We start from the raw sequence: 23008 nt of genomic DNA, 5'->3' as shown, positions 1-23008 counted from the left end.
CGGGCAGCGCCGCCAACATGCCTCACATCACAGGAAAAGATCATCTCGCCTCGACTTGCGAGAAGGGGCCACAACCCAAGACAACGATTGCTGGGACCGGGTGTCCTGGGTGTTGGGCTGAATATGTTGCAGCGTGGGGACGGCTCACGGCCCGCGGCATGTTCGCGAGGGAACGGTCTTCGCATCGGCTGTAAGACTGATCCGCCTTTGACCATTACCTGATGTAAGGGCCAAAGAAGGAGCCTATGTGCTGAGTGATGATGAGTTCGCCGCATTGTTCGATGCGTACCGCCCCCGGGTGTACGCGTACGCGGTGAGCAGATGTGGTCGCCGGCTGGCCGAGGAGGTGGTCAGCGAGACGTTCGTGGTCGTGTGGCGACGGCGGGACGTCATCCCGGCCAAGGCGCCCTTGCCCTGGCTACTTGGCGTGGCGCACAACGTGATCCGCGAGCTCTATCGCGCGGAGCTCCGGCAGGCGGCGCTGGACGAGGCGCTGCGCGGCTGGACCGAGGAGTTGGAGAGGGACGTGGCCGACCAGGTGGCCGAACGGGCCACCGCGATGAAAGCCCTGTCCACGTTGAGCGACGCGGACAAAGAAGTGCTGACCTTGGTCTCGTGGCACGGGCTGACCTCGGCGCAGGCGGCCGCGGTGGTGGGAAGTTCGCGATCGGCATTCTTCGTCAGGCTGCATCGGGCCCGCCGACGGCTGGAGGCCGCCATGAACAACGTGACGGCAGTCGGCCCCCGGCCCGCATTCATCCCGGAGGAGGAGAAGTGAAACGGAAGAACGCGCTCGATCTGCTGGCGGCGGCCCGGCCCGCCGACCTCGACATGCCGGGGTCGTCCAGGGCGATGGAGGAGTTGCCCACGCCGGTGAGACGGGGCCGCGTACGGTGGGCCGGGGCGGTCGCCGCGTCGCTGGCCACAGTTTCTGTGATCGGGGCGCTGGCCTTCCCCCGCCTGCTCGACCCCGGCGTCTCCATGGGGCAGGTGGCCACGTATCCCGCCGGGAACGCGCTGGACACGGCGGCCCGCAACGCGGCAGCGCAGCAGCAGACGCCCGGGCGGTTCTGGTACACCGAAGGCCTGATTCTAGGTGAGGAGATCATCGGGGCACCGGGCAACCGGTACCGGATCAAGACCCGGGTCCAGACCGGCCGATGGGCCCCGCGGGACCCGGCGACGCTCACCGTGCTCACCGAACGCGGACTGCCCACCGTGCCGGCGTCCGGACAGGAGGAGCAGGCGTGGCGGCGAGCAGGGAAACCCAAGCTGTGCGGCAACGACACCGACTGCAAGAACGACACGGCTCCGCTCGGACGCACGAGATTCATCTTCATGGCCGGCACCTGGCCTTACGGAGATCAGGGGCTCACGCTTCCCGCCGCTGAGCTGCTCGATCTTCCTCAGGCACCGGACGCGCTGCGCGAACGCCTGCTGGCGTTCTGGCCCGCCTACAGCGAGACGATGAAGGACTGGCCGTCACCGCCCGCGGGGACCTCGCTACCCACCAAGGACTCATGGCTCCTTGGCATCTCCCTGGACCTGCTCCAGCACGCCCCGATCTCAGCGGGCACCCGCGGGGCCCTCTACCGGATGGTGGCCAACCTGCCCGGCACCCGCGCCCTCGGCCGGATCCCCGATGCCGAGGGCCGCCTAGGGGTCGGCATCGGATGGACGCAGGCTGTAGGGGACGGGCAGAGCGAGCAGCAACTCATCGTGGAGGAATCCAGCGGTCGGCTACTCGCGCTGCAGAACACCGTCGTGAAGCCCTGGTCGCAGGATCCGGCAGGCTTCGAAGGGGCGGCGGGTCTGCCCGCGGGAACCGTCTACCACGCACTCGTCTACCAGCGAGCCGCCTGGACCGACACCCCCGCCCGGCTTCCCGAGGCGTGTTCCGCCCCCACACAGACCGACCGGAAGGACTGCGTCGGCTGAGGCCCGACATCCACTCGGCAGCTCAACCCTGAACGTACAGGAAGTCGTCAAGTCATGTACGTGATAATTGTCCATTATCACGTACATGAGCGACCACGGCGGCGCGACGACCTGGAGAACGTCTCGCCGGGGCGGTGCGCGACTCCGGCACGCTATCCGGTACATCGCCCAGACCGACGCGACGACCACTGGGCGGCCGGCATGAGCGCCGCACCGAAGATCACCGCCCTGCGTGGTGGAGACGTCAGCCTCGCCGCGGCCGCCGACGCCTTCCTCGCCACCCCGCGCACGGCCAACCCCAACACCCACCGCGCCTACGCTTCCGCCATCGACCGCGTCATCGACCGGCTGGGCCGCGACCGGCCGCTGGCGGAGGTGGCCGACGCCGAGATCGGCACCGCCCTCGCCGAGCTGTGGGGAGCGAGCGCGCCGGCGACCTGGAACCGCAACCGCGCCGCCGTCACCTCCTGGCTCGCCTGGTGCCAGACCAAGAAGCACTGGGCCGCACCGTCAGTCCCAGCCGACGCCGAACGCCGCAAGGAAACCGCCGACGAGACCCGCGCGGTCGCCAGGACCACGATCCACCGGCTGCTTGCACGCCGGGACATCCCCCTTCGCGAGCGGGCGCTGTGGCGCATGCTCTACGAAACGGCGGCCCGGGCCGCGGAGATCCTGGCGCTGAACGTCGAGGACCTCGACTTGGAGCACCGCCGCGCGTCTGTGCGGTCCAAGGGCGGCGCCGTCGAGTGGGTGTATTGGGACCGCGGCGCCGCCCACCTGCTGCCCCGCCTGCTCAGGCTCCCGGACGGCAGCGCCCGTACGCACGGCCCACTGTTCCTGTCCGAGCGGCGTCCGGTCCCGGCCCGTCGGCCCGGACCCGGCGACATCTGCCCGCACACCGGCCGCGCCCGCCTCGGCTACGACCGCGCCCGTGTCCTGCTGGAGAAGTACGCCGGGCTCGATCTGCACCAGTTGCGCCACAGCGCGGCCACCCACCTCGGCGAAGCCGAGATCCCGCTGCGGCTCATCATGGGCAAGACCCGGCACAAGAATCCCCGCACTGCCATGCGCTATGTCAAACCCGGCGCTGAGGCCATCGCCAAGGTCACCGAGGTGCTGGCGCTCCGCCGCCGTACCCACTGATCAACTGAATGGCGGCTCGCCGTAGCTATAGGAGTTCCGGGCCATTACGCCGGCATGCGCATCATCTAAAGGCCGCCACCGACCATGGCGGAGATGGCGGCATGACCACGGTGATGCCGAGACGACGAGCGCGGCTCGTGCCGCTGAGTCCGGGCTTCGGTGCGACCGAGATGTCAGGACGGCCCAGTCCTGCGCAACATGAGCATCGTGGTGTCATCGTGCTGACCGGCCGCGCTGAAGGCATGCAGGTCCTCGCTCAGCGCGCGGACGAGACCGGTGGGCGGGTCCGCGGCCCACGCGCGCAACCGCTCCTCCAAGGGATAGAACCTGCCGTCCGCGTCCCGCGCCTCGGTCACTCCGTCCGTGCACAACAGCAAGCGTGCACCGCGCGCGAATCTGAACGACACGCCTGCTCGCGGCGCCGGAGCCAGCGCCGCCAGACCGAGGGGGACCTCCGCCTGCCCCAGGTCCACCTGCCGGACGTCACGGCCCTGAACCACGTACGGGGCGATGTGGCCACAGTTGACCACCTCGACCGCCTCGGTCAGCGAGGCGTCCTTGATGTCCAGGATGAGCGCGGTGACCAGCCGCTCCGGCTCGCCGTTCTGAGCCGCGAAGTAGTTGTGCCTGACCACCGAGCTCTCCAGTGCGGCCACTACGCCGGTGAGTGTCTCCTCCCGGTGGGCCGCCTCTCTGAACGAACCCAGCAGCGCGACCACCATCCCAATCGCCGACAGGCCCTTGCCCTGCACGTCCGCGATCAGCACCCGGGTGCCGGTCTGGGCGACGGCCACGTCGTACATGTCACCGCCCATCATGGTGTCCTCCTCTACCGGCTGGTAGAGGCCCTCCGCCACGATCTCCGCCGTGCGCAGAGGCAGCGGGCGCACCAGGAGCTGCCTCAGGGCGGAGGTGGCCGAACGCAACCGGAAGACCTCCGCCTCCCGCTTAACCCGGTAGCGGCACCCGGCCACGCTCAGCAACCCGAACAGGCCGGTGAACCCGGCCGCCAACAGGATGTCGTTGGGCTCGCCACGCAGGTAGATCGCCGTGCCGACCACCACCACCTGCACCCACGCTGCGGCGACAGCTGTCTGCCACACCACCCCGAGCCCTGACACGATGGCTGGCAGGAAGATCAACAGCGGGTACAAGCGGACCGCGGTGCCCGTGGACACGTCCAGCATGATCACCACGGCGGTGACGAGGACGAGCCCAGCCAGGAGCTGTGGCGTCCGCAGAGCGGGACTGGCCCCGCGCCGCCCCTCAGCGTCGTCCGTCACCCTGCCCCCTTCGCCACCAAACCACCTTCTATCAGCGATATCTCCGCCCAGCCCTTTCGGCGCGCCCATGTGACCCCTCCTTGTGCCGATGACTGTCTGCCTGGAGGTCGTGTAGGCAACCTTCTCCCAGGTGGTGCGATGCCGTCGTGCCCGAGAAGATCACCCGACAGATTCATCCCTGCGTCAGGTCACGGTCCAGAGCCGTTGACATCTGAGCGGGGGAGCAGGACGCTCAGCCGTCACCAGGGAGGCGTCGATCTCCTGCGACGCGAGGGGCTTGCGGGAGACGCGCCGGCGCGTCAGATCCGGCAGAACACGCACTGCGGCCAGAACCTTGCGCCCCAGCCGCCGCACCCCGAGCCTTGGACTCGTCCAGCAAACGAGCGGACGATGCTGTACTTGTCGACCAGCACGGCGCAGTGCCTGCCTCGGCAGGCTGCGTGGCCCCGGTGTAGAGGCCAAGGCTCAACCGCTCGTTATGCTGTGTTGGGGCGCTGCTCCTCGGTGATCGTCGGCTCAGGGGTGCTGTGACGTTGTTGAGAACGGGTGAGGTGGAGAGGCTGACGGGTCGCCGTGCTCGTCGTCGTGCTGGAGGCGCGGTGCTGCCGCCGACGTGGCCGTTGGCCCAGTTGTAGAGGATTGGGGAGTCGGCGGGGATGGCGTGTCGCCGCAGGTTGGGCATGCCGGCCTGCGGGTTTGTGGAACAGTCGTGCCAGGCGCGTCAGCCGTCACAACGATCGGCGTTCGAAGACTGCCTGACTATGGGCCCGGCAGACAGCTCCGATCGCGCAGCCGAAGCGCTGCTCACGATCTCGTGAGCAAGCCGCCCACCTCGCTGGCGAACGCCTTCGCATTGTCGATCATGATGTTGTGGCCGGTGTCCGGGACCGCGATCAGCCGTACCCCGGAGGTCTCCAGCTCGGCCGCCCCGGCGAGCTCGCCGTCGATGGCCGGGTAGAGGTAGGCGCGCGGGATCGGCAGCCTCCGCAGCCGTTCTCGTACATCGGCCTGCGTGAGGTGCACCGCGCTCCGGTGCAGTGCCTCGCGGCCGGCAAGCCTCATGGTGGCCGCCCAGTGCGGGCCGACCCGGGTCAGGGTCTCGTCCCAGCCGTGCCGTACGAACCCGTCCTCGGTGTAGGCGGCGATGGTCGGGCGCGGCGTCGGCTGGATCGGGTCGAGGTTGGCGTCCACCAGCACCAGCTCGGCCACCAGCTCGGGGTGCCGCTCAGCCAGGTGCACTGCGATCGTCCCGCCCATGCTGTGCGCGATCACCTGTGCCGCGCGAACGTCCGCCGCACGCAATGCGGTCGCGAGTGCATCCGCGTGCTCCTCCATGCTGTAGCCGAACGCGGTGGGTCGATCGCTGGTCCCGAACCCCAGCAGATCAACGAACAGGCTCCGGTGCCCGGCCAGCTCCGGTCTGCTCGCGGCCTCCAGGAAGTACGGCGCTGCCGCCGCGCCCAGCCCGTGCACATAAACCCGGACCGGCTCGCGCCCGGCCACCTCGGCCCAGCGAATCCGGCTCCCGTCCGGCAGCACCTGCGCATCTCTCATGACCATCTCCTCCGAGGTATCTAACCGTCGAGATACTAAGTTGTCGATGTATCCTATGGGGATGATTGAGCTGTCGATCCTCGGGTTCCTCTACGACGAGCCGCTCCACGGGTACGAGCTGCGCAAACGCGTCGCCGCCCTGACCGGCCACGTCCGGCCCATCGCCGACGGCACCCTCTACCCAGCGATCAAACGCCTGGAGCGCGACGGCCTGCTCGAACGCGACCTTCAGCCTGGCGCTCAGGCCGCGCCCAGGCACGTACTCACCCTCACCGACGCCGGGCGCGCCGAGCTGCGGCGGCGGCTCGCCGAACCGGATGAGCCGTTCATCACCGATGAGAATCGCTGGTTCACGATGCTGGCGTTCCTGCGCCACCTCGACCAGCCTGCACTCCAAGCGGGAGTGCTGCGACGCAGGCTGGCCTTCCTCACCGAACCGGCCAGCTTCTTCTGGGACGGCGACCGGCCCTTGCGCGCCGCCGACTTCGACGATCCGTTCCGCAAAGGACTGTTCACGATCGCCACCGCGACCAGCAGAACCGAGATCGGCTGGCTGCGGGAAACCCTGGCCGTGCTGGGCGCATAGAGCGGCGCGTATGTGCCGCAGTCGTCCTGCAGCATAGCTGGGCGCATGGGCCAGCCACCGCACGTTCACCATGAACACCGGATCAGGAGCGAGGGGTGACCAGCATGCGGACGGAAGTCTCGTTAGCCGCCTCAGAGCCGTCCTTCGGCGAGCCCGAGTTCGCCGGCGTGCTCGGCGACCCACTTCAGCCCGGCGTGACATTCGACGGCGGCCTGCGGCGCACGGGCCTCGGGTACGAGCGTGTACTCGGGAGAAACCAGGACCAGCTGGTTGCCGGCGATCAGCTGGAGTACCTCGGGCAGCAGCCCTGAGAACCGGTTGCTGAGGATCATGCCGCCACCGTGGATGTCGTACAGGCAGGGGAGCGGCTGGGCCGCGCTGCGCGGCCGGACGATCGAGAGGATCATCTGGCCTTCAGGGACGGGTACGGTGTGCTCTTCGTGGACAAGATCGTGCTGGTCGAGCTGCTCCTGGAACATGTCGATGGTCATCTCCGGTGCGCTGCGCAGCGACTGGAACACCTCGTAATCGGTGATCACCGGGGTGAACAGGGTGCGGTCGGCGACCAGAAGCTCGGGGTCGTTCGGTGGTAGCGCCATGGCGTCGGTCATTGGAGTGCTCCGTTCTGGTGACGGCCGTCCGAGGACGTTGTCGGTCCTGCGCCGGTGACGGTGGTCAGCCGATGCGGATGAGGATCTTCGAGCCCTGACCGGCGCGCAGTGCGTGGATGGCGTCGACGACGTCGTCGAGCTCGCGCTCGCCGATCATGAGATCGGTCGGCTGGATCTCGGCCGGTCGTTCGTATGCGGCGACCTCGACCATCCGGCCCCCGGGTGCAGACTCGCCACGCCTGCGGTGAAGGCGGCGGGCGCTCCGGCGGCGTCGATGACGGCCTGCATGCCCTCGCCGCCGGTCAGTTCGCTCACGGCCGCGGCGAGGTCGTCGCCGGCCGGGTCGATCACCCGGGCCCCCAGCGCGGCGATCGCACCGCGCCGCTCGGCGTTCGGCTCCGAGACGAGCAGCTTCTCCACACCCTGGACACGCAGCGCGTTCCACGCGCCGATGCCGATCGGCCCGGCCCCGAGGACGAGTGCGGTTCCGCCCGCCTGCACGCCACTGCGCACCATCGCGTGCCAGCCCACTGCCATCGGTTCGACGAGCGTCGCCATGCGCAGCTCCAGGCCCTCCGGGATCAGATGCAGCTGCGAGACGTTGACGACGACGTACTCGGCCAGACCTCCGCCGCTCGCGTTCGTGCCCAGCGACGCCATCAGCCGGCAGGTCATGGGGACGCCGCGGCGGCACGAGGCGCACTCTCCACAGGTCGCCACGATCGGGTGAACGGCAGCGCGATCCCCGACGTCGATGCCCGTGGCGCCTGATCCGAGTTCGGCGATCGTGCCGCCGAGCTCGTGCCCCATGATCTGAGGCAGCTTGGCTCCGGTCAGCGGGTGCGGGGTTTCCAGGTCGAACGGGTTCGACTCCGGGCTGAAGTACGTGTGCACATCAGATCCGCAGATGCCGGCGTAGGCGATGCGCACCTTCACCTGACCCGGTCCGGGAGTCGGCTCCGGCACCTCCTCGATGCGGAGGTCTTCCTTGCCGTAGAACACCGCTGCTCTCATGCGTCTCTTCTTTGAAACTGTGCAGGGCCTGTCGTCGGCTGCCTTCCATGACCGGTATCGCGCCACGCACGCCCATCCTCCTCAACCGCAGGTCAGATGCGCGCCTGCATTCGCGGAGGAATTCGCGCCACTTGTCGGCCTCGCTGTATCCCAGGGATATTTCCAACGGATTTGCCTGACGGGGTCCCGGTAGCCGGGACCCCTGCTGGAGACGGCCGTCCTGATCGCCGGTCCAGCCCGGCACTTCCGCGCCGCCGAATGGCTGACCGACCTGGCAGGCATGGCCAACCGGGCGGCCTGCTGGCTGCTGTGCTCTCGCGTCCGCGCCTGGGGCTTGCTCATCCCGCTCATGGTGGCGGCACTGGACCAGGTGCGGCAGTCGCAAGGGTGGGGGACGGCTCTGTGGACGGAGTTCACGGTGTCCGCATTGGTCGACTTGGGGGACCGCATTTCTGGAACGTTCCCGTCAAGCCGCTCAGGGCACGGCTGTTCCAGAAACCCGGAGGCCGGCCTGCGGCGACACGCCATCCCCGCCGGCTCCCCAATCCAGCCAGGCCAAGGGCCACGTCGGCGGCAGCACCCTGCCTCCAGCTCGACGACGAGCACGGCGACCCGTCAGCTTCTCCACCTCACCCGTTCTCAACAACGTCACAGCGCCCGTGAGTCGACGATCACCGAGGAGCAGCGCCCCAACACGGCATAACGAGCTGTAGAGCCTTGACCGTCGCATCGTTCGGTGACGGACCCTGCCTGGGCCGGTCGGGGGGCCTGCGGCGCACCGCGTTCTGGCCGAGGGTGGGGACACGATCCTGCTGGCGCAGCTGAACGACCGGCCGGGGGGCTCCGCCGTGTTCGGGGCCTCCGCTTCCCGGCCCGGACGTCTGGGGCAGCGGCATCGCGAGGGCCCTGCTGACGGCCGTGCTGGACGGGATGCGAGATGCCGGGTACGACGACGTGCATCTGTGGACCCTCCGCGACTCCACCCAGGCGCGCCGGTTCTACGCCACGCACAGCTTCACCGAGACCAGCAGGACCCGCTTTTACCCATCGAGGAAGGGCCCCGCTGGCCCCGATCGAGCTGGAGCGAGCGGAAGGTGCGGCTCGATCAAGGACATCCATCGCCCGGGAGGTCCACGCGCCATGCCCCGGGGGCCCAACCAGTTATCTTCGGTGCTGTTGGTGTCAGGCATGCTAGGCACATGAAGGATTCAGAACGTGTCTGACGCACGTCAGGCACGCGCCATGCTCCTGCCGGCCACAGCATGATCCACTCGGTGCCCGCGCTGAGACAGGCCGAGCCGTACGAGATGATCGTGCGGCGGTCGCCGCCGCACCTGCGCCCGTACGCGCTGGGGGCGGCGGGGTTCCGGACGCGGACGGCGGAAGACGCGCGGATGCTGCCGCTCAATGCGGCCACCTTGATCGTCGACTTCACCGGCATGAGCCCGATCGTCACCGGCCCGCGCGCCACCGCGACGTTCGCGGTCCACACGCCGTGGCGTCACGGGATGGCGGTCGGGCTCACCCCCGCCGGGATGTCCGCGCTGACGGGCGCGCCGGTCCGGGAAGTGGCCGGGGCGACCGTGCCGCTCGCTGACCTCCTCGGAGTCCGGGCCGAGGAACTGGCGGGGCGGCTGGGCGAGTCAGCGAGCTGGGATGAGCGCTTCGCCCTGCTGTGGGAGCGCCTGACGGCGTGGCTGCACCCCGGCCCGGGACGCGACCATCTGATCATGCGCGCCTGGTGGCGGCTGCAGGCCCCGGACTGTCCGCGCACGATCGCGGGCCTCGCCGCCGAGCTTGGTGTCAGCAGGCGGTACGTCGAGCTCGGATTCCGCAGAGTGGTGGGTCTGTCACCCAAGACCGTCGCCCGGATCGCCCGCTTCCAGCGGACCGTGGACAGCTGGCGCCGCCCGTCAGCCACCCTGGACGCGGCCCTGAGCTGCGGTTTCGCCGACCAGCCGCATCTCACCCGGGAGGTCAGGGCGATGTCGCGGCTGACGCCCGCGCAGCTGTTCGCATTCGTTCAAGACACCGGGCGGCTCGCCGAATAGCGTGTCCTTCCGCTCCCGGCCGAACGGCGTGCCGGGATGGGAAGGGGCAGCACGTCATGGGAGTCACGCTCGCCGACTTCGGCAGGGATCCGCTGGGGATCACCATCGTCAAGGCGGTGTTCCTGTTCCTCTTCCTGTCGCTGGGGGTCGTGTTCGGGGTCTGGTTCGAGCGCAAGCTCATCTCCAGGATGCAGAACCGCATCGGACCCAACCGGGCGGGACCCTTCGGGATCCTGCAGTCGGTGGCGGACGCGATCAAGATGGGGTTGAAGGAGGATCTCCTCCCCAACACCGTGGACAAGGTGCTGTATCTGCTGGCTCCGGTCATCATGGTGGTTCCGGCGTTCGTGGCGTTCTCGATCGTGCCGTTCGGGCCGAAGGTGTGGATGTTCGGGCACCAGACGCCGTTGCAGCTGGTCGACCTGCCGGTGGCGGTGTTGTTCATGCTGGCGATGGGGGCCATCTCGCTGTACGGGGTGGTGCTGGCCGGGTGGTCGTCGCGCTCGCCGTACGCGCTGCTCGGTGGTTTGCGGTCGGCGGCGCAGGTCGTCTCGTACGAGATCGCGATGGGCCTGTCGTTCGTGGCCGTCTTCATCTTCGCCGGGACGCTGTCGACCTCGGAGATCGTGAACGCGCAGACGTCGCTGTGGTACGGCGTCATGCTGCTGCCGTCGTTCCTGGTGTATGTGGTCTGCATGTTCGGTGAGGCGGCGCGGATTCCGTTCGACCTGCCCGAGGGTGAGGGTGAGCTGGTCGGCGGGTTCCAGACGGAGTACTCCTCGTCGCTGAAGTTCGCTCTGATCATGATGGGCGAGTACCTGCACACGTTCACCGCCTCCGGCATCGCGGTCACCCTGTTCCTGGGTGGCTGGCGGGCGCCGTTCCCGATCTCGCTGTGGGCGGGCGCGAACGATGGCTGGTGGCCGATGCTCTGGTTCTTCATCAAGTTCGCGCTGACGTTCTGCTTCGTCATCTGGGTCCGCGCCTCGCTGCCCCGCGTGCGCTACGACCAGCTCATGTCCTTGGGCTGGAAGGTCCTCATCCCGGTCAACCTTGGCTGGATCCTCCTCGTCGCCGCCGTCCGGACGATCACGCAGAGCCCGGGAACCGTCTCCATCGCGCTCGGGGCCGTCATCGCCGTCGGCGTACTGGCCATCTGGATGCGGTTCGACACCGTCGGCCAGCGGCGACGGGAAGCCAGGAAGGCACAGGCCGACGCCGAGTTCGAGGAGCTCGGCGAAGAGCCGACCGCAGGCGGCTTCCCGGTGCCGCCGCTCGATCTACCGCACTATCACGGCCGCTGATCCGCCACCCGGGGCGCTGACCAGGGTGGCCCGCCGTTCGGCGAGCCGGGCCACGGGCGCCACCAGGAGGCCGACGAGGACGATCCAGCCGGGCGGCTCCAACCCAGGCACAGCGTGGTAACGACGGCCGGGCCGAGGAACTCCAACGCGCTCATGCCCATCCCGAACAGCCCCCGGTACTGGCCGATGGCGCGCGGCGGGGCGAGCGCGAAGGACAACTCGAAGCCGCCGGCCTTCTACGGGCCCTCAGCGCAGAGTTCAGGACGAGTTCGCGGACCTCGCGCCTATGGCTTTACTGCTCGCCCCAGTGCCTTACATGCCTTACGAGATCGTTCACGGTGTGTGTCACGGGTTGCTCCTCTCCTACCCGCACGGAGCGGGATCGGAGAGGAGGACCGACCCGGGACCGCAGACAGTACGCGCCGTGGCTTTCCGGCAGAGTTTCCGTGGGGGCGCAAGATCAGCAGGTGGGGCAGGGGGCATCGCGCCGGATGCGCCAGGTGAAGGTGGTGCTTGCCTGGCCGCCGCCGACGGCCGTGACCGTGACGTTGTAGCTTCCTACACGGGGCGTGCCGCTGATCAAGCCAGTCGTCGTGTCGATGGTCAGCCCGGGCGGCAGACCGGTCGCCGACCAGGTGTAGGACCCGCTCCCGCCGGTGGCCTGCATCTGCAGCGACACACGGTCCGGGAGGTACGTGTTCTGGGTGCCCGGGTTGACGACCGTCATCGCCGGCGAGGGCGTGGGGATATCCGGCGGCGGGCAGTCGAACAACACCGGACCAGACCCCGTCGATCGGGTGATGAACTCCGGAGTCCCCGACAGGTATTGGACCGTGGCGGTCGCCCGGCCCGAGTAATAGCCGGACTCGCACACCTCGCCCGGGCTGGGAGCGCCGAGGCCGAACAGGGGGACCAGGGTGGTGTACTGCCAAACGTCGGTGCGGCCGGTCACGGTTACGCCGGGGCCGCCGATCAGCCCGTGGTAGAGCAGCTCCACGGTGAGGTCGATGCGGCGCACTGGGCCGTCGCACTGGACCGTCGCGGTGTAGTTGACGGTCTTGGCGTCGGTCTTGCTCGGCGGGCTGCCCGGCGAGACCCACCAGCAGACGTGGCCGTCGGGAAGGTCGGCGGATGCCGGGGCGGCGTCGATGCGGCGCGCTGGACCGTCGCACTGGACCGTCGCACTGTCGTTGACGGTCTTGCTCGGTGGGCTGCCCGGCGCGCCCGACCAGCAGTTGTCGCCGTCGGGAACGGTGGCGGATGCCGGGGTGGCCAGGCCCAGGAATGCGATGGAGAAGGCGGCTGTGACCAGGGCCAGGAGGATGCGGGATAAATGGCGATACCACAGATTCACACGCATCGCTGGATGGTCTCACGGGACATCAGCGGCGACAATGGGTGAGCCCGGGGCCGGGGCGTGCACTCGAAGACAACCTGCTCACGCACAACGAGACCTTCCAGCACGACGTCGTCGACCGCCGCCGGCTCGCTGGTGAGAAGCCCCGCTACGAGGACCCCGCCGCGGCGGGGATCGACCGCGCCTGGCTGGCCCGGACCGTAGCCGTCCAGCACGTCACGGCCACCCGCGACAGCGACGACCAGTAGCCCCCGGCGTTCGCGTCGTCCGGCGCCGACGGCGGCGTAGGCGTCCATGCGGTCGGCGAAGACGGCGTTGATGAGGTCTTCGCGGGTGGCGAAGCGGCGCGACAGGGTGGCCTTGCCGACGCACGGCCTCGCAGGCGATGCAGGCCATGGAGACGCTCGAGGCCGTAGCCGGCGTACAGGCGGCGGGCCGCGGCCAGGATGCGTTCGCGGTTGCGCTCGGCGTCGGCAAGCGGCATTCGCACCCGGCGTCTTCCACGCTGACATAGCGCACCGCAGACCCCACGGCCAGGTAGCGCTGGTGGAACACCACTGCCCTTCTTGCCGCGCACCAGCCCCGGCTGCGAGGTGCCCGTTCTCTTGATCGACACGTTCGTACAAGCCACGCAGGTGATCTCGCCGCATTCTGAGGTCAGACAAACCCCCCAGAGAAAGGCGTGGCATGAGGTCCTTCCTATCCATCGCCATCGCGGTACTCATCGTCTGGTTCGGGGCGGCTCCCGTCTCGGCCGCGGAGCCTCCCACCGTCTCAGCGGTCGAGGCGTACGAGCAGGTCAAGAAGAACGTCGCGGACGGAGTCGGCGGGCGGCGACTGGCGAGCGGAGTCACCGTCTACGACTCTGATCCGTTCTTCTTCCACGTACGCGCCTACGGAGACTCCTACTGCCTGGACAACTTCGCCAGCGGCAACGGGGCGAACAACTCGCCGGTCGGCTTCTGGATCTGCAACCGCGGCATCACCGAGCAGTGGCGGTGGCGGTACTACAGCTCCACCGCCTACTACGGATGGGAGCTCGTCAACCAGGCCTCAGGACGCTGCCTCGACTACCCCGAATCCGCCGACGGCCAGCTCGGCTGGCAGTTCAACGTCTACGACTGCAAGGAGGGCGCCGCCAGCGGCCAGACCTTCAGGCTCTACAGCAACGGCTCCAGTCTCGCTCTGGCCTCTCCGGTGAGCCAGTGGTACGCCTGCCTGGACGGGTACTCCTCGCGCTGGCAAGGCAGCGGCAGCCCGGTAGGACTGTGGCGATGCGACCTGAACAACCCGAACGACTACCAGCGCTGGTACTGACACACCATCGTCCTGCGGCTGAGGGACTCAGGCCACGGCGGCAGAGCGCGCAACCTGTTAGTCGCTTCTACGAAAAGACGGGAAGCCGCCCGGACGGACGGCTTCCCGCTGCCATACGAACGATCTGGGGCCACGGTCACCGGGTCACATAGACGCGGGCGTGGGTCCAGGTCGGCCAGACGTAGTCGAAGTTGGTGGTGCCGGCGTTGTACGCCTGGTAGCGGTAGCCCGGCTCATAGGGCACGTACAGCTTGTCGGTCTGGCAGTATGTGGGCCCCCGGCCGGCCTTGACACAGCCTTTGATTTTTTTGTAGATCTTGTTGCGGGCCCAGACAATGATCTCCGGCCGCATGATCGCCTGGGGCTTGTTGCACGTCATCATGCCGATCCCGAACATGCGCTCGCCCTCGCGGTCGAACACAACATAGTTGCTGCAGCCCTTGTACTCCCCTCCCCACGCCGAATCGGCATGGGCGGGAGCGACGGAGATGGCCACCATGGCCATCGCTGCGGCGCCGGCGCCGACTGCCTTGAGTGCGTTTCTCATGGACCACGCCTTTCCATGAAGAGTTCGAGTTTCTGCGTGCGCATGTCAATGGTGCGGCGCGATCGTGGTCAGAGCTTGTACGAACGGGTCGAATCCCCGCCCTGCGAGGCGTCATCGCAGGGACCGGGCACGGACCTTAGTCGTCGCCTTCGGCCAGCGTGGCGGCGAGTGGTTGGAGCAGGCCGGCGAGCTGCGTCCGCTCATCCCCGCTGAGCCCGGCGAGGTCGGGCGCTTCGGCCTCCCACTGAGTGGGCGCGGCCGGGACCCCGTACTCGAGCACGTGCTCGCGGGTGAGCGCGATCTGTTCCACGGCCAACCAGCAACCGCCGGTTCGGGCGCGTCAGTCGGTCAGGATCGCCTCGCCGCTGGCGTCGTCATCGCCGACGTAGGCCAGCACCGCCGGGCGCGGATCGCCGTAGTCGAAGGTCCAGCTGGTGATCTGGGTCCGCAGCGTGTCCTTTCGGCGGCCAGGTGCAGTGCCACCGGCTGGTGCTCCGTCCGGTCGCGCCGGTACAAGTCGGGGACCTGGGCGAGGATTTCGCCTCGGTCGGTGCAGGCCGACGGGGAGTGGATCTCGCGCACCGCGTCGATCAAATCGGGGAAGTTGCCGCGCAGGCGTGCCTCGGCCAGATGGGCGGAAAGCTTGCGGTAGGCCGCCGCGGTGTTCGGGATGATGCCGGTCACGGCGGCGCGGTTAGGGTGAAGTTTCGGCCCTTGATCGTGGTCGCCGTGCCGCCGGCGGCCGGGCCGGTCGCCGGGCTGACGGTGCTGATCTCTACAGCCGGGGACATCGCGTCGAACTCCGACTGCCGGATCAGCGTCCCCGCGGTCTTCCACAGCTTGCGCGCCTGCGGGGGAAAGATGGTGCCCTCCGGCCGGAAGCCCTCGATCAGGGTCCTCGGTGACCTCGACGATCGGGTCGGTGACCGGGACGGCGGCGGTGGCCTTGGTCAGTTGGGTGCCGTTGGCGGCGTACAGCGTCATGGAGTTCCCCCAGGTAGAAGCGGCCAGCAGGGGACCGTCTGACGGTGCCGGCGCAACGATGGCGCGATCAGTCGCCAACGTCCCGCCGGCCACCGGACCCGCGTCTGAGGGGCAGCGCACCTGCCGGCAGAGGGCGGCAGGTGAACATACCGCCGGCATACCCAAGTTTGGTTGGCTTCTCGGCATCCATCCGTCCTCACCACTGAGGGGCCACCTATGAGGAAATTCGCCGCCGCCGCAATGGCCATCGCCGCAGGCACAGCCGTTCTGATCACCCCTGTCGCGGCGCACGCGGAGACCCGCATCTGCAAAGCCGGGATCAATCGCTACATGCCCGGCGCCCCCGATAAGGGAAGCGCCTCGTGCACATCTGGAGACGGGCTCTACCGCGTCTTCATGACGTGCTCGGCCAAGGCCACCGGCGGCGACACCAGAAACTTCTCTGGTCCGTATCGGGTGCCTGGCACCCGGTCGTCAGCGGCGACGTGCGGGTCGACACGTCCTTGGGCCATCAGTGTGAGGGTGGACTGGGACTAAGGGCGAGCCGGACGCAGGCCGGACCAGCCCTCGGGCCCAGACGTGAAGATCCTTAGTAGACGACGCCGGGCCGCTGCGGGCCGAACAGGTCCGGCACGTCCTGGTCAGCCGGCAGGTCGGTCGGTGCTCATGGGGTGATGGTCACGGGGATCTCGATGACGGGTTTCCGGCCGCTGGTGGACCTGATGGTGATCTTGCCCGTGCGTTCGGTTTCGCCGCCGGTGGCGGTGACGGTGAGGGTGGCCGCCTGGTTCTTCACCAGTCCGCCCTCGGCGGGGGTAACGGTCAGCCAGGCCGAATCGCTGGTGGCTTCGAAGGAAGTGGGGACGCCATGGTTGGTGAGGGTGACCGTTGCCGTGGTGGTGCCGCCGGGTGGGGCGATTAGGTCGAGTTCGCCTGGTGCGGCGGTGATCTTTCCGGTGACGAGTTCGACGTCCATGGCGGTGATCGCGCCGTGGGTGACGGTCACGTTCCTGTAGGTGGTGCCGTAGTTCGGCGCGTAGACCTTGGCGTTGTGGCTACCGGCGCGGATCTGGCCGGTGAAGGTGCCATCTGCGCCGGTGGTGAAGGTCGCGACGTCAGGGAACTCCACGGTCGCGTTCGTGATGGGCTGATGGTCGTTGGCGTCGGTGACAGTGCCGCGCACCACGCCGTAGTCGGCGGCGGTGAAGGTCAGGCTCTGACCGTTCTTGATCGACAGGGTGTTGTGGGAGTACTGCAACGCATCGGTGCCATCGGCGTTCTCGATGCCGATGGTCGCGCTCGCGCCTCGTTCGAGCGGACTGTCGTCGATGTCCTTGTAGCGGTAGCTGATCGTTCCGTTCTCGCCCAGCAGCACCGAGAAGGAGACGCGGGCGGTCAGTGACCTGTTGTTCCTGACGTTGCGCCATTCGATGACGAACGACCGGTGCGGGGCGGTGCCGACGGTGGCGGTGTAGACCCCTCCGGCCGGCTCCACGACGAGATCCTCCCAGTAGGGAAAGACGGCGAGAACGTTGAACGGAGAGGGCAGGGGGGTGTTGTCGGCGTCGACGGCGGTTTTCCCGAAGGAGGCGAAGCCGCCGGGCGTCACCCAGATGTCGGAATACGCCTTGCCGTAGAAGGGCACCGGGAACGGCGCTGTCACGCGCACGGTCTCGACGGTGCCCTCCAGGGCGAGACGGTTGGTGCCCGCCACGTACGGTTCGGAGCCGATCGCGCAGGTATAGCCGAAGTCGTCGTGTCTGTTCGTCAGGGTGGCGTTCCTGGTCGTGTTCCCGGTCACGGTGATCTGCTGGGTGACCGGGGCGACACAGCGGGAGGCCGAGGTGATCTCCAACCGGTAGGTGTCGTGCGGGAGTGTGAGCTCATACCGGCCGGAGGAATCGGTCACGGCCTTCACCGGCCTGGTGGAGAACGCCACGACCGTGGCTCCTTGCTCGGGGACGCCCGCGGTGGTGATCGTCCCGGTGACCACGGCGTCCGGTCTGCGGGTGAGGGTGGCATCGGCGGTGGAGCTCTGGCCGTCCACGACGGTGGCGGTGGTGGTGACCGGGCTGTATCCGAACTTGGACACGGTCACCTGGTAGCTGCCCGGGGGGACGCGGAGCAGGGAGTAGGTGCCGTCCTGGCCGGTGCCGCCCGTGCGGCCGACCGGCCCGGTGACGGTCACGTCGGCTCCGGACAGGGGCCGGCCGTTCGCGGTGATGGTGCCGTTCAGGGTGCCGAGTGGATCATCGGGTGCGGCCTGGACGGCGGCGTAGGCGTCGAGACGGCCCTCGCCGTAGACGTTGTTGTCGGCGGCCGTACCGCCGCACGTCGTGTCCGGCGTGTCGATGGCGGTGCCGTCCAGCAGCGCCCGGGTGGCGGACACGTTTCGCCGCAGCGAAGGCGCGGCCGACCAGATCAGCGCCACAGCCCCCGCCACCTGCGGAGAGGCCATCGAAGTGCCGCTCCAGACGGCGTATCGGCCCTTGGTGATCGACGAGCGGATGTCGACGCCGGGAGCGGAGATGTTCGGCTTGATCTCACCGTTCTCGCCGGCGCCTCTGGAGGAGGACCCGGGGGCCGTGCCATCCGCGCCGAACGCACCCACGCTGTAGCTCTTAACGTATTCTCCAGGGCTTTGACTGGTTCCACAGTTCGGGCCGGCGTTGCCGTTGGCGAACATCGGGAAGATGCCGGCGGTGACCCATGTGCTGATGAGACTTTCGAACGCCGGGTCGTTCGTTCCGATCGTCCAGGACGAATTGACGATGTCAGGGGATAGATCGGTGCGGGGGTTCTGGCCGTTCAGATCGGTCGGTGCGACCATCCACTCGCCGGCCGCCCAGAGCGCGCTCTCGTCGCAGTGACTCCCGTCGCAGGCCCTGGCAGCGATCCACTTGACCCCGGGAGCGACCCCGATGCCGTTCTTGCCGGCGATGGTCCCGGTCACGTGGGTACCGTGGCTGACCTCGTCGCTGTCACATGGAGCCGGGGAGAAGCACCCCTCCAGGAACGTGGCCCAGTTGTAGTTGTGGTCCACATAGCCATCGGGCCGCAGTCCACGGTAGCTTTCGACGATCTCCGGATGCTCGAAGTCCGCTCCGCTGTCGATGATTCCGACGACGATGCCTTCGCCCCGGTTGTTGTCTTCGTTCCAGACACGGGGGGCGTTGATCCGGTCGATGTTCCACTCGACGGCGTTGGCCTTGGCCTTCGCTTCGGCCTTGCCGGGGATCGGCTTCGGCAGCTCGGCGCGGCCGACCGGGTTGAGGGAGGCGACCTCGGGGAGCGCCGCGATCTCGGCGGCGAGCTTGGTGTCGGCGGTCACTTGCACCCTGTTCACGATCCAGAACGGGGTGTTCTCCGCTTTCCGGTCTGCCAGTAGCTTGCGCAGTCTCGCCTGTGTTCTCTTCGCGTACGCGGTCTTGGCGTCGTAGACGGCCTTGCCCTTGGCGGCCTTGGTGGTGGCGGCGCGGGCGGCTCGCAGGTCGGCCTCGCCGTTGAGGCGGACCATGAAGGTGGCTTCGCCGTCCTTCAGGTCGGCCAGGACTGCTTTGTCGATCTTTGTTGGTTCGGGGGCGGCACTCGCGGGGCTCTGGGGGAGTAACAAGCTGAACCCGGCGGCCAGGGCGACGAGCGTCCGGGTGAGGATCGATCGCCGGAGTGGCGGGGGGAGGGACACGAGGTCTCCTTCGGGTCGAATCACTTGCGATTTCAGAGGCCAGGTGCCGAGACGGTGGTGAGCGCCGTACGGACCGAGGGACTGGTCAAGACATTCGGCACCTGTCGAGCCGTTGACGGGATCGGGGTGGTGCGGCGGTCACCCTGCCGGGGAGCATGCCGCGCGGGCCGTGGCGCGGTCGATCCCACCGGCTGCCGGTGTGCGGTACAGCCTGCGCTACCTCGTAGCCGCCCGGTTCCGGATGGCGAAGACCGGGAACCGCAAGTGGGCGGACGGGCCCATCGCCAGCGGCGGGCCAATGTTCAAGGTCGCGTAATTCGCCCGCCGGTTGCTCGGTGGTTGCTCTTCGGTCACCGGTCGGGGTGATGCGCTCTCACAGATGATGGCCGAGCACCTGGCCATGCCGTTCCGGCTTCGCCGCAGGCCTTCTTCAAGGCCCGCTCACTCAACAACCCCGCTCTGGCCAGCCTGACGCGCTGACGTCGCGACGTACTGTGCGCGGCATGGCTTCGAGCCGGTCGGCGAGCTCGGGCCGGTTCAGGCGCTGCAGCATCCCGAGCAGGGTGCGCACCCGCTCCGTCGTACGCCGCTCGTCAGCGCTTGCCGCGTCCATGTCACCCGCCCTGCCAGGGATGGCGGACCGGGTCTGTCCGCTGAGGATCACGGAGTTCTCCAGTGGAGAGCTCCCAGGAACCTGCCGCCTTACCAGCTGGCTGGCAAGATCGCGGCGATGCCGCCTTCACTTCGTCGATGACGACCGCGCGCGTCAGGCACGTCTTTTCGGGGTCTTCGGAAGTACGAGCACCGCCACCGCCCCGGCGGCCACGACGCCGGCGCAGACTCCGAACGCGAGGGAGTATCCGGAGGTCTGCGCGCTGGTCTGGGCTGCGGCCAGGGTGGTCAGCGCGGCCAGGCCGAGCGAGCCGCCGATCTGGCGGGAGGAGTTGAGGATGCCGGAGACCAGTCCCGCCTCGCCGGGGCCGACCCCCGCTGTGGCGGCCATGGCGATCGGCGCGGAAGTGAGGCCCATTCCGCCGGTGATGAGCACGCCCGGCAGCACGATGCCGGTGAGCAGGCCACTGTCCGGCGTGATCGTCGCCTGCCAGGCGAAACCCGCCGCCGAGATCAGCGCCCCTGTGGCCAGCAGCGGACGCAGGCCGACCCGGCCGGCCAGCCACGGCGTGGCCTTGGAGGCGACGATGATGGCGAGGGTGTGCGGCAGGAACGCTAGGCCCGCCTGAAGCGCGCTGTAGTGCAGGACCTGCTGCATGTAGAGAGACAAGAAGTACCAGACCGCGAAGCCCGCAGCGCCCAGCAGGAACTGTACGAGGAGCGCGCCCGACACTGAGCGGGCCCTGAAGACCCGTAACGGCATCAGCGGCGCCCGCGTGAACCTGGCCTGCACCAGGACGAACACGGCCAGGGCCAGCACGCCCACTCCCATGGGGATCAGCGCGCGCGCTGAACCCCAGCCGTGCGCAGGGGTCTGCAGCACGCCGAACTCCAGCGCCGACAGCCCCACCGTCACCGTGATCGCCCCGGTCAGGTCGAGCCCGCGGGTGCCGAGGTCGCGGCTTTCGGCAAGCAGGCGCAGCGCGGCAATGATCGCGACCGTCCCGATCGGCGCGTTGATCAGCAGGATCCAGCGCCACGACAGGTAGTCCGTGAGCAGCCCGCCGACGAGCGACCCGGCCGCCCCGCCGGCCGCCCCGACCGCACCCCAGGTGGCGATGGCCTTGGCCCGCGCCGGCCCGGCGGGGATCGCGGTGGTGAGGATCGTCAGCGTGGCCGGGGCGACCACCGCCGCGCCGAGTCCCTGGATCGCCCGCGCGGCGATCAGCAGCCCCGGCGTGGTGGCGAGCCCGCCCGCCAGGCTGGCGATCGCGAATACAGCCAGGCCCGCCACGAAGGTACGCCTGCGTCCGTAGAGATCGGCCGCCCGGCCGCCCAGCAGCAGGAACCCGGCGAAGGTGAGGATGTAGCCGTTGACCACCCATTGCAATCCTTCGGCACCCAGGCGGAGGTCGGATTCCATGGCGGGCAGCGCGACGTTCACGATCGACACGTCGAGAACCATCATGAACTGCGCCAGGCAGACCAGGCCGACGATCGACCAGGCGGGGGCGGGCGATTTAGTGGAGCCTCGCCCGGAAGGGGGTGCATCAGCTACGTTCGTCATGCTCGGAACCTGTCCTGAACCCGTCAGTATCGGGATAGTCGCTGGGCTCGCCGGCTTGAGCGCGGATCAAGGCCCAGCGGGCAGTGGTTTCGTGAGTGTTGCGGCGGTGGCCGGGCCCGCGGCCCGTACCAAGCGGATGGGGGCGGGGCAGCCGCCCCTCCACGACATCTGCCACCTCTGGGCTCGCAGCGGGCACGTTGACGGGGTGACCTCCACCTGGTCGTCGCTGTTGGATCGCCCCAGCATCAGAACCGGGCCATTCGACGACCGGTGGATTGTCCTGCCCCTGAGGGCGTTACACGACGGCGACGGCGTCGATCTCGACGAGGAACCCGGGACCCAGGCCCGCAACGACGTGGACCGTGATGGCCGGCGGCGGGTCGGCCCGGTTCCACACCTCCTGGAAGGCGGCCACGCCCTCGTCGAACGTGTTGCCTTCCACCACGGCGATGCGCCAGTGCACGATGTTCGCCAGGCTTGCTCCCTCGCTCTCCAAAATGGTCATGAGGTTGCGGAACGCCTGCCTGGACTGCTCCCCGACCGTGGGCCCGACGACCTTTCCGTCGGCGCCGACGCCGTTCTGCCCGCCGATGTAGATCGTCTTCGCCGGCTGCTCGACCACGACCGCCTGGCTGAAAGCCGGGCTGCTGTGCATCCCGGCGGGGTTGATGTGTCGTACGCCCATGTGTGGACCTCCTCCATCGAGGACACCAGTTGTACCGGTGTCGCTGTCGACACCAGTTATAGTGGTGTCATGCGAACGAGTGCAACCGGGCGAACGTTGCACGACCCCAAGGGCGGGTCGTTCTGGTTCGATGCCGGCGCCGTCTGCCTGGACTTCGCCCACACCGGCGGCGAGGGTCCGTACGCGGTGTTCGAATCCCTCCACGAGCCTGCCGACCTGGCCGAATGGCTGGCCCACCCGCCGATCGCCGCGGTCATGACGGTCCCTCTGACGGCCCGCGAACTGACCTCGGCCAAGGCCCTGCGCCAGGCCATCTGGGACGCGGCGCACGCCCGGGCGGCGCATCAGCCCCTCCCCGCCGAAGCGATCGAGACCATCAACCGGGCCGCAGCCGCGGCGCCACTGGTCCCCGAGCTGACCGCCGACGGCACGACCGCAGGCTGGGCACCGCCGGTACGGGCCGCGCAAGCGCTGTCGACACTGGCCCGGGAGATGATCGAGCTGTTGTCCGGGCCACTCTCCGGGCGCATCCGGGAGTGTGCGAGCGACAACTGCCCGCTGGTGTTCGTCGACACGTCCCGCCCTGGTGCCCGGCGGTGGTGCGCGATGGAGCGCTGCGGCAACCGCCACAAACTCCGGGCTCGCCGCGCCCGGCAGACCTCGGACCCGTGACGCACCCTCAAGCGCGGACAACGCCCTATCATCTGCGGGGGAGGACGCCGTGCCCGCCGTGACGCCTTCCCCGACAGCCTGCCAACCCCAACCGTGCG

21 protein-coding genes and 1 pseudogene are annotated in these 23008 nt (G+C 68.7%); 10 read left to right on the top strand and 12 right to left on the bottom strand.

What is annotated here, in order from left to right:
• Positions 1-247 precede the first annotated feature (247 nt).
• The 3 genes from AB0J53_RS42560 (at position 248) to AB0J53_RS42550 (ending at position 3081) form a co-directional block, all read left to right on the top strand.
• Positions 248-778 carry an RNA polymerase sigma factor gene (locus AB0J53_RS42560; protein WP_364183363.1) on the top strand — a complete coding sequence of 177 codons (531 nt, stop codon included), beginning with the start codon at positions 248-250 and terminating at the stop codon, positions 776-778.
• Entirely contained in the window at positions 775-1938 is a 1164-nt protein-coding gene (locus AB0J53_RS42555; protein WP_364183360.1) for a hypothetical protein, read from the top strand. Before AB0J53_RS42560 ends, AB0J53_RS42555 begins: the two co-directional genes overlap by 4 nt.
• Before the next feature lie 201 nt (positions 1939-2139).
• Positions 2140-3081, top strand: coding sequence for a site-specific integrase (locus AB0J53_RS42550; RefSeq protein ID WP_364183357.1), 942 nt, complete (start codon positions 2140-2142; stop codon positions 3079-3081).
• A 173-nt stretch (positions 3082-3254) separates the two neighbouring features.
• Here the strand turns inward: AB0J53_RS42550 and AB0J53_RS42545 are convergent, their stop codons facing one another.
• Entirely contained in the window at positions 3255-4268 is a 1014-nt protein-coding gene (locus tag AB0J53_RS42545; RefSeq protein ID WP_364183409.1) for a PP2C family protein-serine/threonine phosphatase, read from the bottom strand.
• A 900-nt stretch (positions 4269-5168) separates the two neighbouring features.
• On the bottom strand, positions 5169-5918 hold the full coding sequence (locus AB0J53_RS42540) for an alpha/beta hydrolase (RefSeq protein ID WP_364183355.1): 750 nt from the start codon (positions 5916-5918) through the stop codon (positions 5169-5171).
• A gap of 61 nt (positions 5919-5979) precedes the next feature.
• On the opposite strand from AB0J53_RS42540, the gene AB0J53_RS42535 reads away from it, so the two are divergent.
• Positions 5980-6504: a PadR family transcriptional regulator gene (locus tag AB0J53_RS42535; protein ID WP_364183352.1), complete on the top strand. Its 525-nt coding sequence runs from the start codon at positions 5980-5982 to the stop codon at positions 6502-6504.
• A 131-nt stretch (positions 6505-6635) separates the two neighbouring features.
• Here AB0J53_RS42535 and AB0J53_RS42530 read toward each other — a convergent pair whose 3' ends face one another.
• Positions 6636-7115, bottom strand: coding sequence for an alpha/beta hydrolase fold domain-containing protein (locus tag AB0J53_RS42530; RefSeq protein ID WP_364183349.1), 480 nt, complete (start codon positions 7113-7115; stop codon positions 6636-6638).
• Positions 7116-7268: 153 nt separating this feature from the next.
• Positions 7269-8129, bottom strand: coding sequence for an alcohol dehydrogenase catalytic domain-containing protein (locus AB0J53_RS42525; RefSeq protein ID WP_364183347.1), 861 nt, complete (start codon positions 8127-8129; stop codon positions 7269-7271).
• A gap of 885 nt (positions 8130-9014) precedes the next feature.
• Between AB0J53_RS42525 and AB0J53_RS42520 the strand changes: the two are divergent.
• The 3 genes and pseudogenes from AB0J53_RS42520 to nuoH all read left to right on the top strand — a co-directional run.
• Positions 9015-9332, top strand: a pseudogene (locus tag AB0J53_RS42520) (GNAT family N-acetyltransferase); the annotation flags it as partial.
• A gap of 71 nt (positions 9333-9403) precedes the next feature.
• Complete coding sequence (locus AB0J53_RS42515) at positions 9404-10180, top strand: helix-turn-helix domain-containing protein (RefSeq protein ID WP_364183344.1); 777 nt, start codon at positions 9404-9406, stop codon at positions 10178-10180.
• Positions 10181-10236: 56 nt separating this feature from the next.
• A complete protein-coding gene (nuoH, locus tag AB0J53_RS42510; protein ID WP_364183342.1) occupies positions 10237-11484 on the top strand; it encodes an NADH-quinone oxidoreductase subunit NuoH in 1248 nt (415 codons plus the stop codon).
• Positions 11485-11944: 460 nt separating this feature from the next.
• On the opposite strand, the gene AB0J53_RS42505 is transcribed toward nuoH, so the two are convergent.
• Entirely contained in the window at positions 11945-12844 is a 900-nt protein-coding gene (locus tag AB0J53_RS42505; RefSeq protein WP_364183339.1) for an Ig domain-containing protein, read from the bottom strand.
• Positions 12845-12882: 38 nt separating this feature from the next.
• On the opposite strand from AB0J53_RS42505, the gene AB0J53_RS42500 reads away from it, so the two are divergent.
• Together AB0J53_RS42500 and AB0J53_RS42495 are read left to right on the top strand one after the other, a co-directional pair.
• Positions 12883-13089 (top strand): hypothetical protein, encoded by a 207-nt coding sequence (locus AB0J53_RS42500; protein WP_364183336.1) that lies wholly within the window; start codon positions 12883-12885, stop codon positions 13087-13089.
• Positions 13090-13528: 439 nt separating this feature from the next.
• Positions 13529-14158 carry an RICIN domain-containing protein gene (locus tag AB0J53_RS42495; protein ID WP_364183333.1) on the top strand — a complete coding sequence of 210 codons (630 nt, stop codon included), beginning with the start codon at positions 13529-13531 and terminating at the stop codon, positions 14156-14158.
• Positions 14159-14294: 136 nt separating this feature from the next.
• Here the strand turns inward: AB0J53_RS42495 and AB0J53_RS42490 are convergent, their stop codons facing one another.
• The 7 genes from AB0J53_RS42490 to AB0J53_RS42460 form a co-directional block, all read right to left on the bottom strand.
• Positions 14295-14705, bottom strand: a complete 411-nt coding sequence (locus AB0J53_RS42490) for a hypothetical protein (RefSeq protein ID WP_364183330.1) — start codon at positions 14703-14705, stop codon at positions 14295-14297.
• Positions 14706-14841: 136 nt separating this feature from the next.
• Positions 14842-15021 carry a hypothetical protein gene (locus AB0J53_RS42485; protein ID WP_364183327.1) on the bottom strand — a complete coding sequence of 60 codons (180 nt, stop codon included), beginning with the start codon at positions 15019-15021 and terminating at the stop codon, positions 14842-14844.
• A 32-nt stretch (positions 15022-15053) separates the two neighbouring features.
• Positions 15054-15389 (bottom strand): hypothetical protein, encoded by a 336-nt coding sequence (locus AB0J53_RS42480; RefSeq protein WP_364183324.1) that lies wholly within the window; start codon positions 15387-15389, stop codon positions 15054-15056.
• The gene (locus tag AB0J53_RS42475) at positions 15386-15496 is read right to left on the bottom strand and encodes an IPT/TIG domain-containing protein (RefSeq protein WP_364183321.1); all 111 of its coding nucleotides are present in this window, start codon (positions 15494-15496) and stop codon (positions 15386-15388) included. The genes AB0J53_RS42480 and AB0J53_RS42475 overlap by 4 nt, the downstream gene beginning before the upstream one ends.
• 857 nt (positions 15497-16353) lie before the next feature.
• Positions 16354-19374 (bottom strand): S8 family serine peptidase, encoded by a 3021-nt coding sequence (locus tag AB0J53_RS42470; RefSeq protein ID WP_364183319.1) that lies wholly within the window; start codon positions 19372-19374, stop codon positions 16354-16356.
• A 766-nt stretch (positions 19375-20140) separates the two neighbouring features.
• Positions 20141-21553, bottom strand: coding sequence for an MFS transporter (locus AB0J53_RS42465; RefSeq protein WP_364183316.1), 1413 nt, complete (start codon positions 21551-21553; stop codon positions 20141-20143).
• Positions 21554-21848: 295 nt separating this feature from the next.
• Positions 21849-22238, bottom strand: coding sequence for a RidA family protein (locus AB0J53_RS42460; RefSeq protein ID WP_364183313.1), 390 nt, complete (start codon positions 22236-22238; stop codon positions 21849-21851).
• A gap of 69 nt (positions 22239-22307) precedes the next feature.
• Between AB0J53_RS42460 and AB0J53_RS42455 the strand changes: the two genes are divergently transcribed.
• The gene (locus AB0J53_RS42455; protein WP_364183309.1) at positions 22308-22910 is read left to right on the top strand and encodes an ABATE domain-containing protein; all 603 of its coding nucleotides are present in this window, start codon (positions 22308-22310) and stop codon (positions 22908-22910) included.
• Positions 22911-23008 lie beyond the last annotated feature (98 nt).

The organism is Nonomuraea sp. NPDC049725 (assembly GCF_040674795.1).
GTDB classification, from domain to species: domain Bacteria; phylum Actinomycetota; class Actinomycetes; order Streptosporangiales; family Streptosporangiaceae; genus Nonomuraea; species Nonomuraea ceibae.
Note: the sequence above shows the minus strand (reverse complement) of the source record. Positions and strands in the feature narration are given on the sequence as shown.

Bases quoted from the DNA above. Each gene is read 5' to 3' on its own strand.
- AB0J53_RS42550 (WP_364183357.1), top strand. From the start codon at position 2,140: ATGAGCGCCGCACCGAAGATCACCGCCCTGCGTGGTGGAGACGTCAGC.
- AB0J53_RS42545 (WP_364183409.1), bottom strand. From the start codon at position 4,268: ATGCTGGACGTGTCCACGGGCACCGCGGTCCGCTTGTACCCGCTGTTG.
- AB0J53_RS42540 (WP_364183355.1), bottom strand. From the start codon at position 5,918: ATGAGAGATGCGCAGGTGCTGCCGGACGGGAGCCGGATTCGCTGGGCC.
- AB0J53_RS42535 (WP_364183352.1), top strand. From the start codon at position 5,980: ATGATTGAGCTGTCGATCCTCGGGTTCCTCTACGACGAGCCGCTCCAC.
- AB0J53_RS42530 (WP_364183349.1), bottom strand. From the start codon at position 7,115: ATGACCGACGCCATGGCGCTACCACCGAACGACCCCGAGCTTCTGGTC.
- AB0J53_RS42525 (WP_364183347.1), bottom strand. From the start codon at position 8,129: ATGAGAGCAGCGGTGTTCTACGGCAAGGAAGACCTCCGCATCGAGGAG.
- nuoH (WP_364183342.1), top strand. From the start codon at position 10,237: ATGGGAGTCACGCTCGCCGACTTCGGCAGGGATCCGCTGGGGATCACC.
- AB0J53_RS42505 (WP_364183339.1), bottom strand. From the start codon at position 12,844: ATGCGTGTGAATCTGTGGTATCGCCATTTATCCCGCATCCTCCTGGCC.
- AB0J53_RS42495 (WP_364183333.1), top strand. From the start codon at position 13,529: ATGAGGTCCTTCCTATCCATCGCCATCGCGGTACTCATCGTCTGGTTC.
- AB0J53_RS42490 (WP_364183330.1), bottom strand. From the start codon at position 14,705: ATGAGAAACGCACTCAAGGCAGTCGGCGCCGGCGCCGCAGCGATGGCC.
- AB0J53_RS42475 (WP_364183321.1), bottom strand. From the start codon at position 15,496: ATGTCCCCGGCTGTAGAGATCAGCACCGTCAGCCCGGCGACCGGCCCG.
- AB0J53_RS42465 (WP_364183316.1), bottom strand. From the start codon at position 21,553: ATGACGAACGTAGCTGATGCACCCCCTTCCGGGCGAGGCTCCACTAAA.
- AB0J53_RS42460 (WP_364183313.1), bottom strand. From the start codon at position 22,238: ATGGGCGTACGACACATCAACCCCGCCGGGATGCACAGCAGCCCGGCT.
- AB0J53_RS42455 (WP_364183309.1), top strand. From the start codon at position 22,308: ATGCGAACGAGTGCAACCGGGCGAACGTTGCACGACCCCAAGGGCGGG.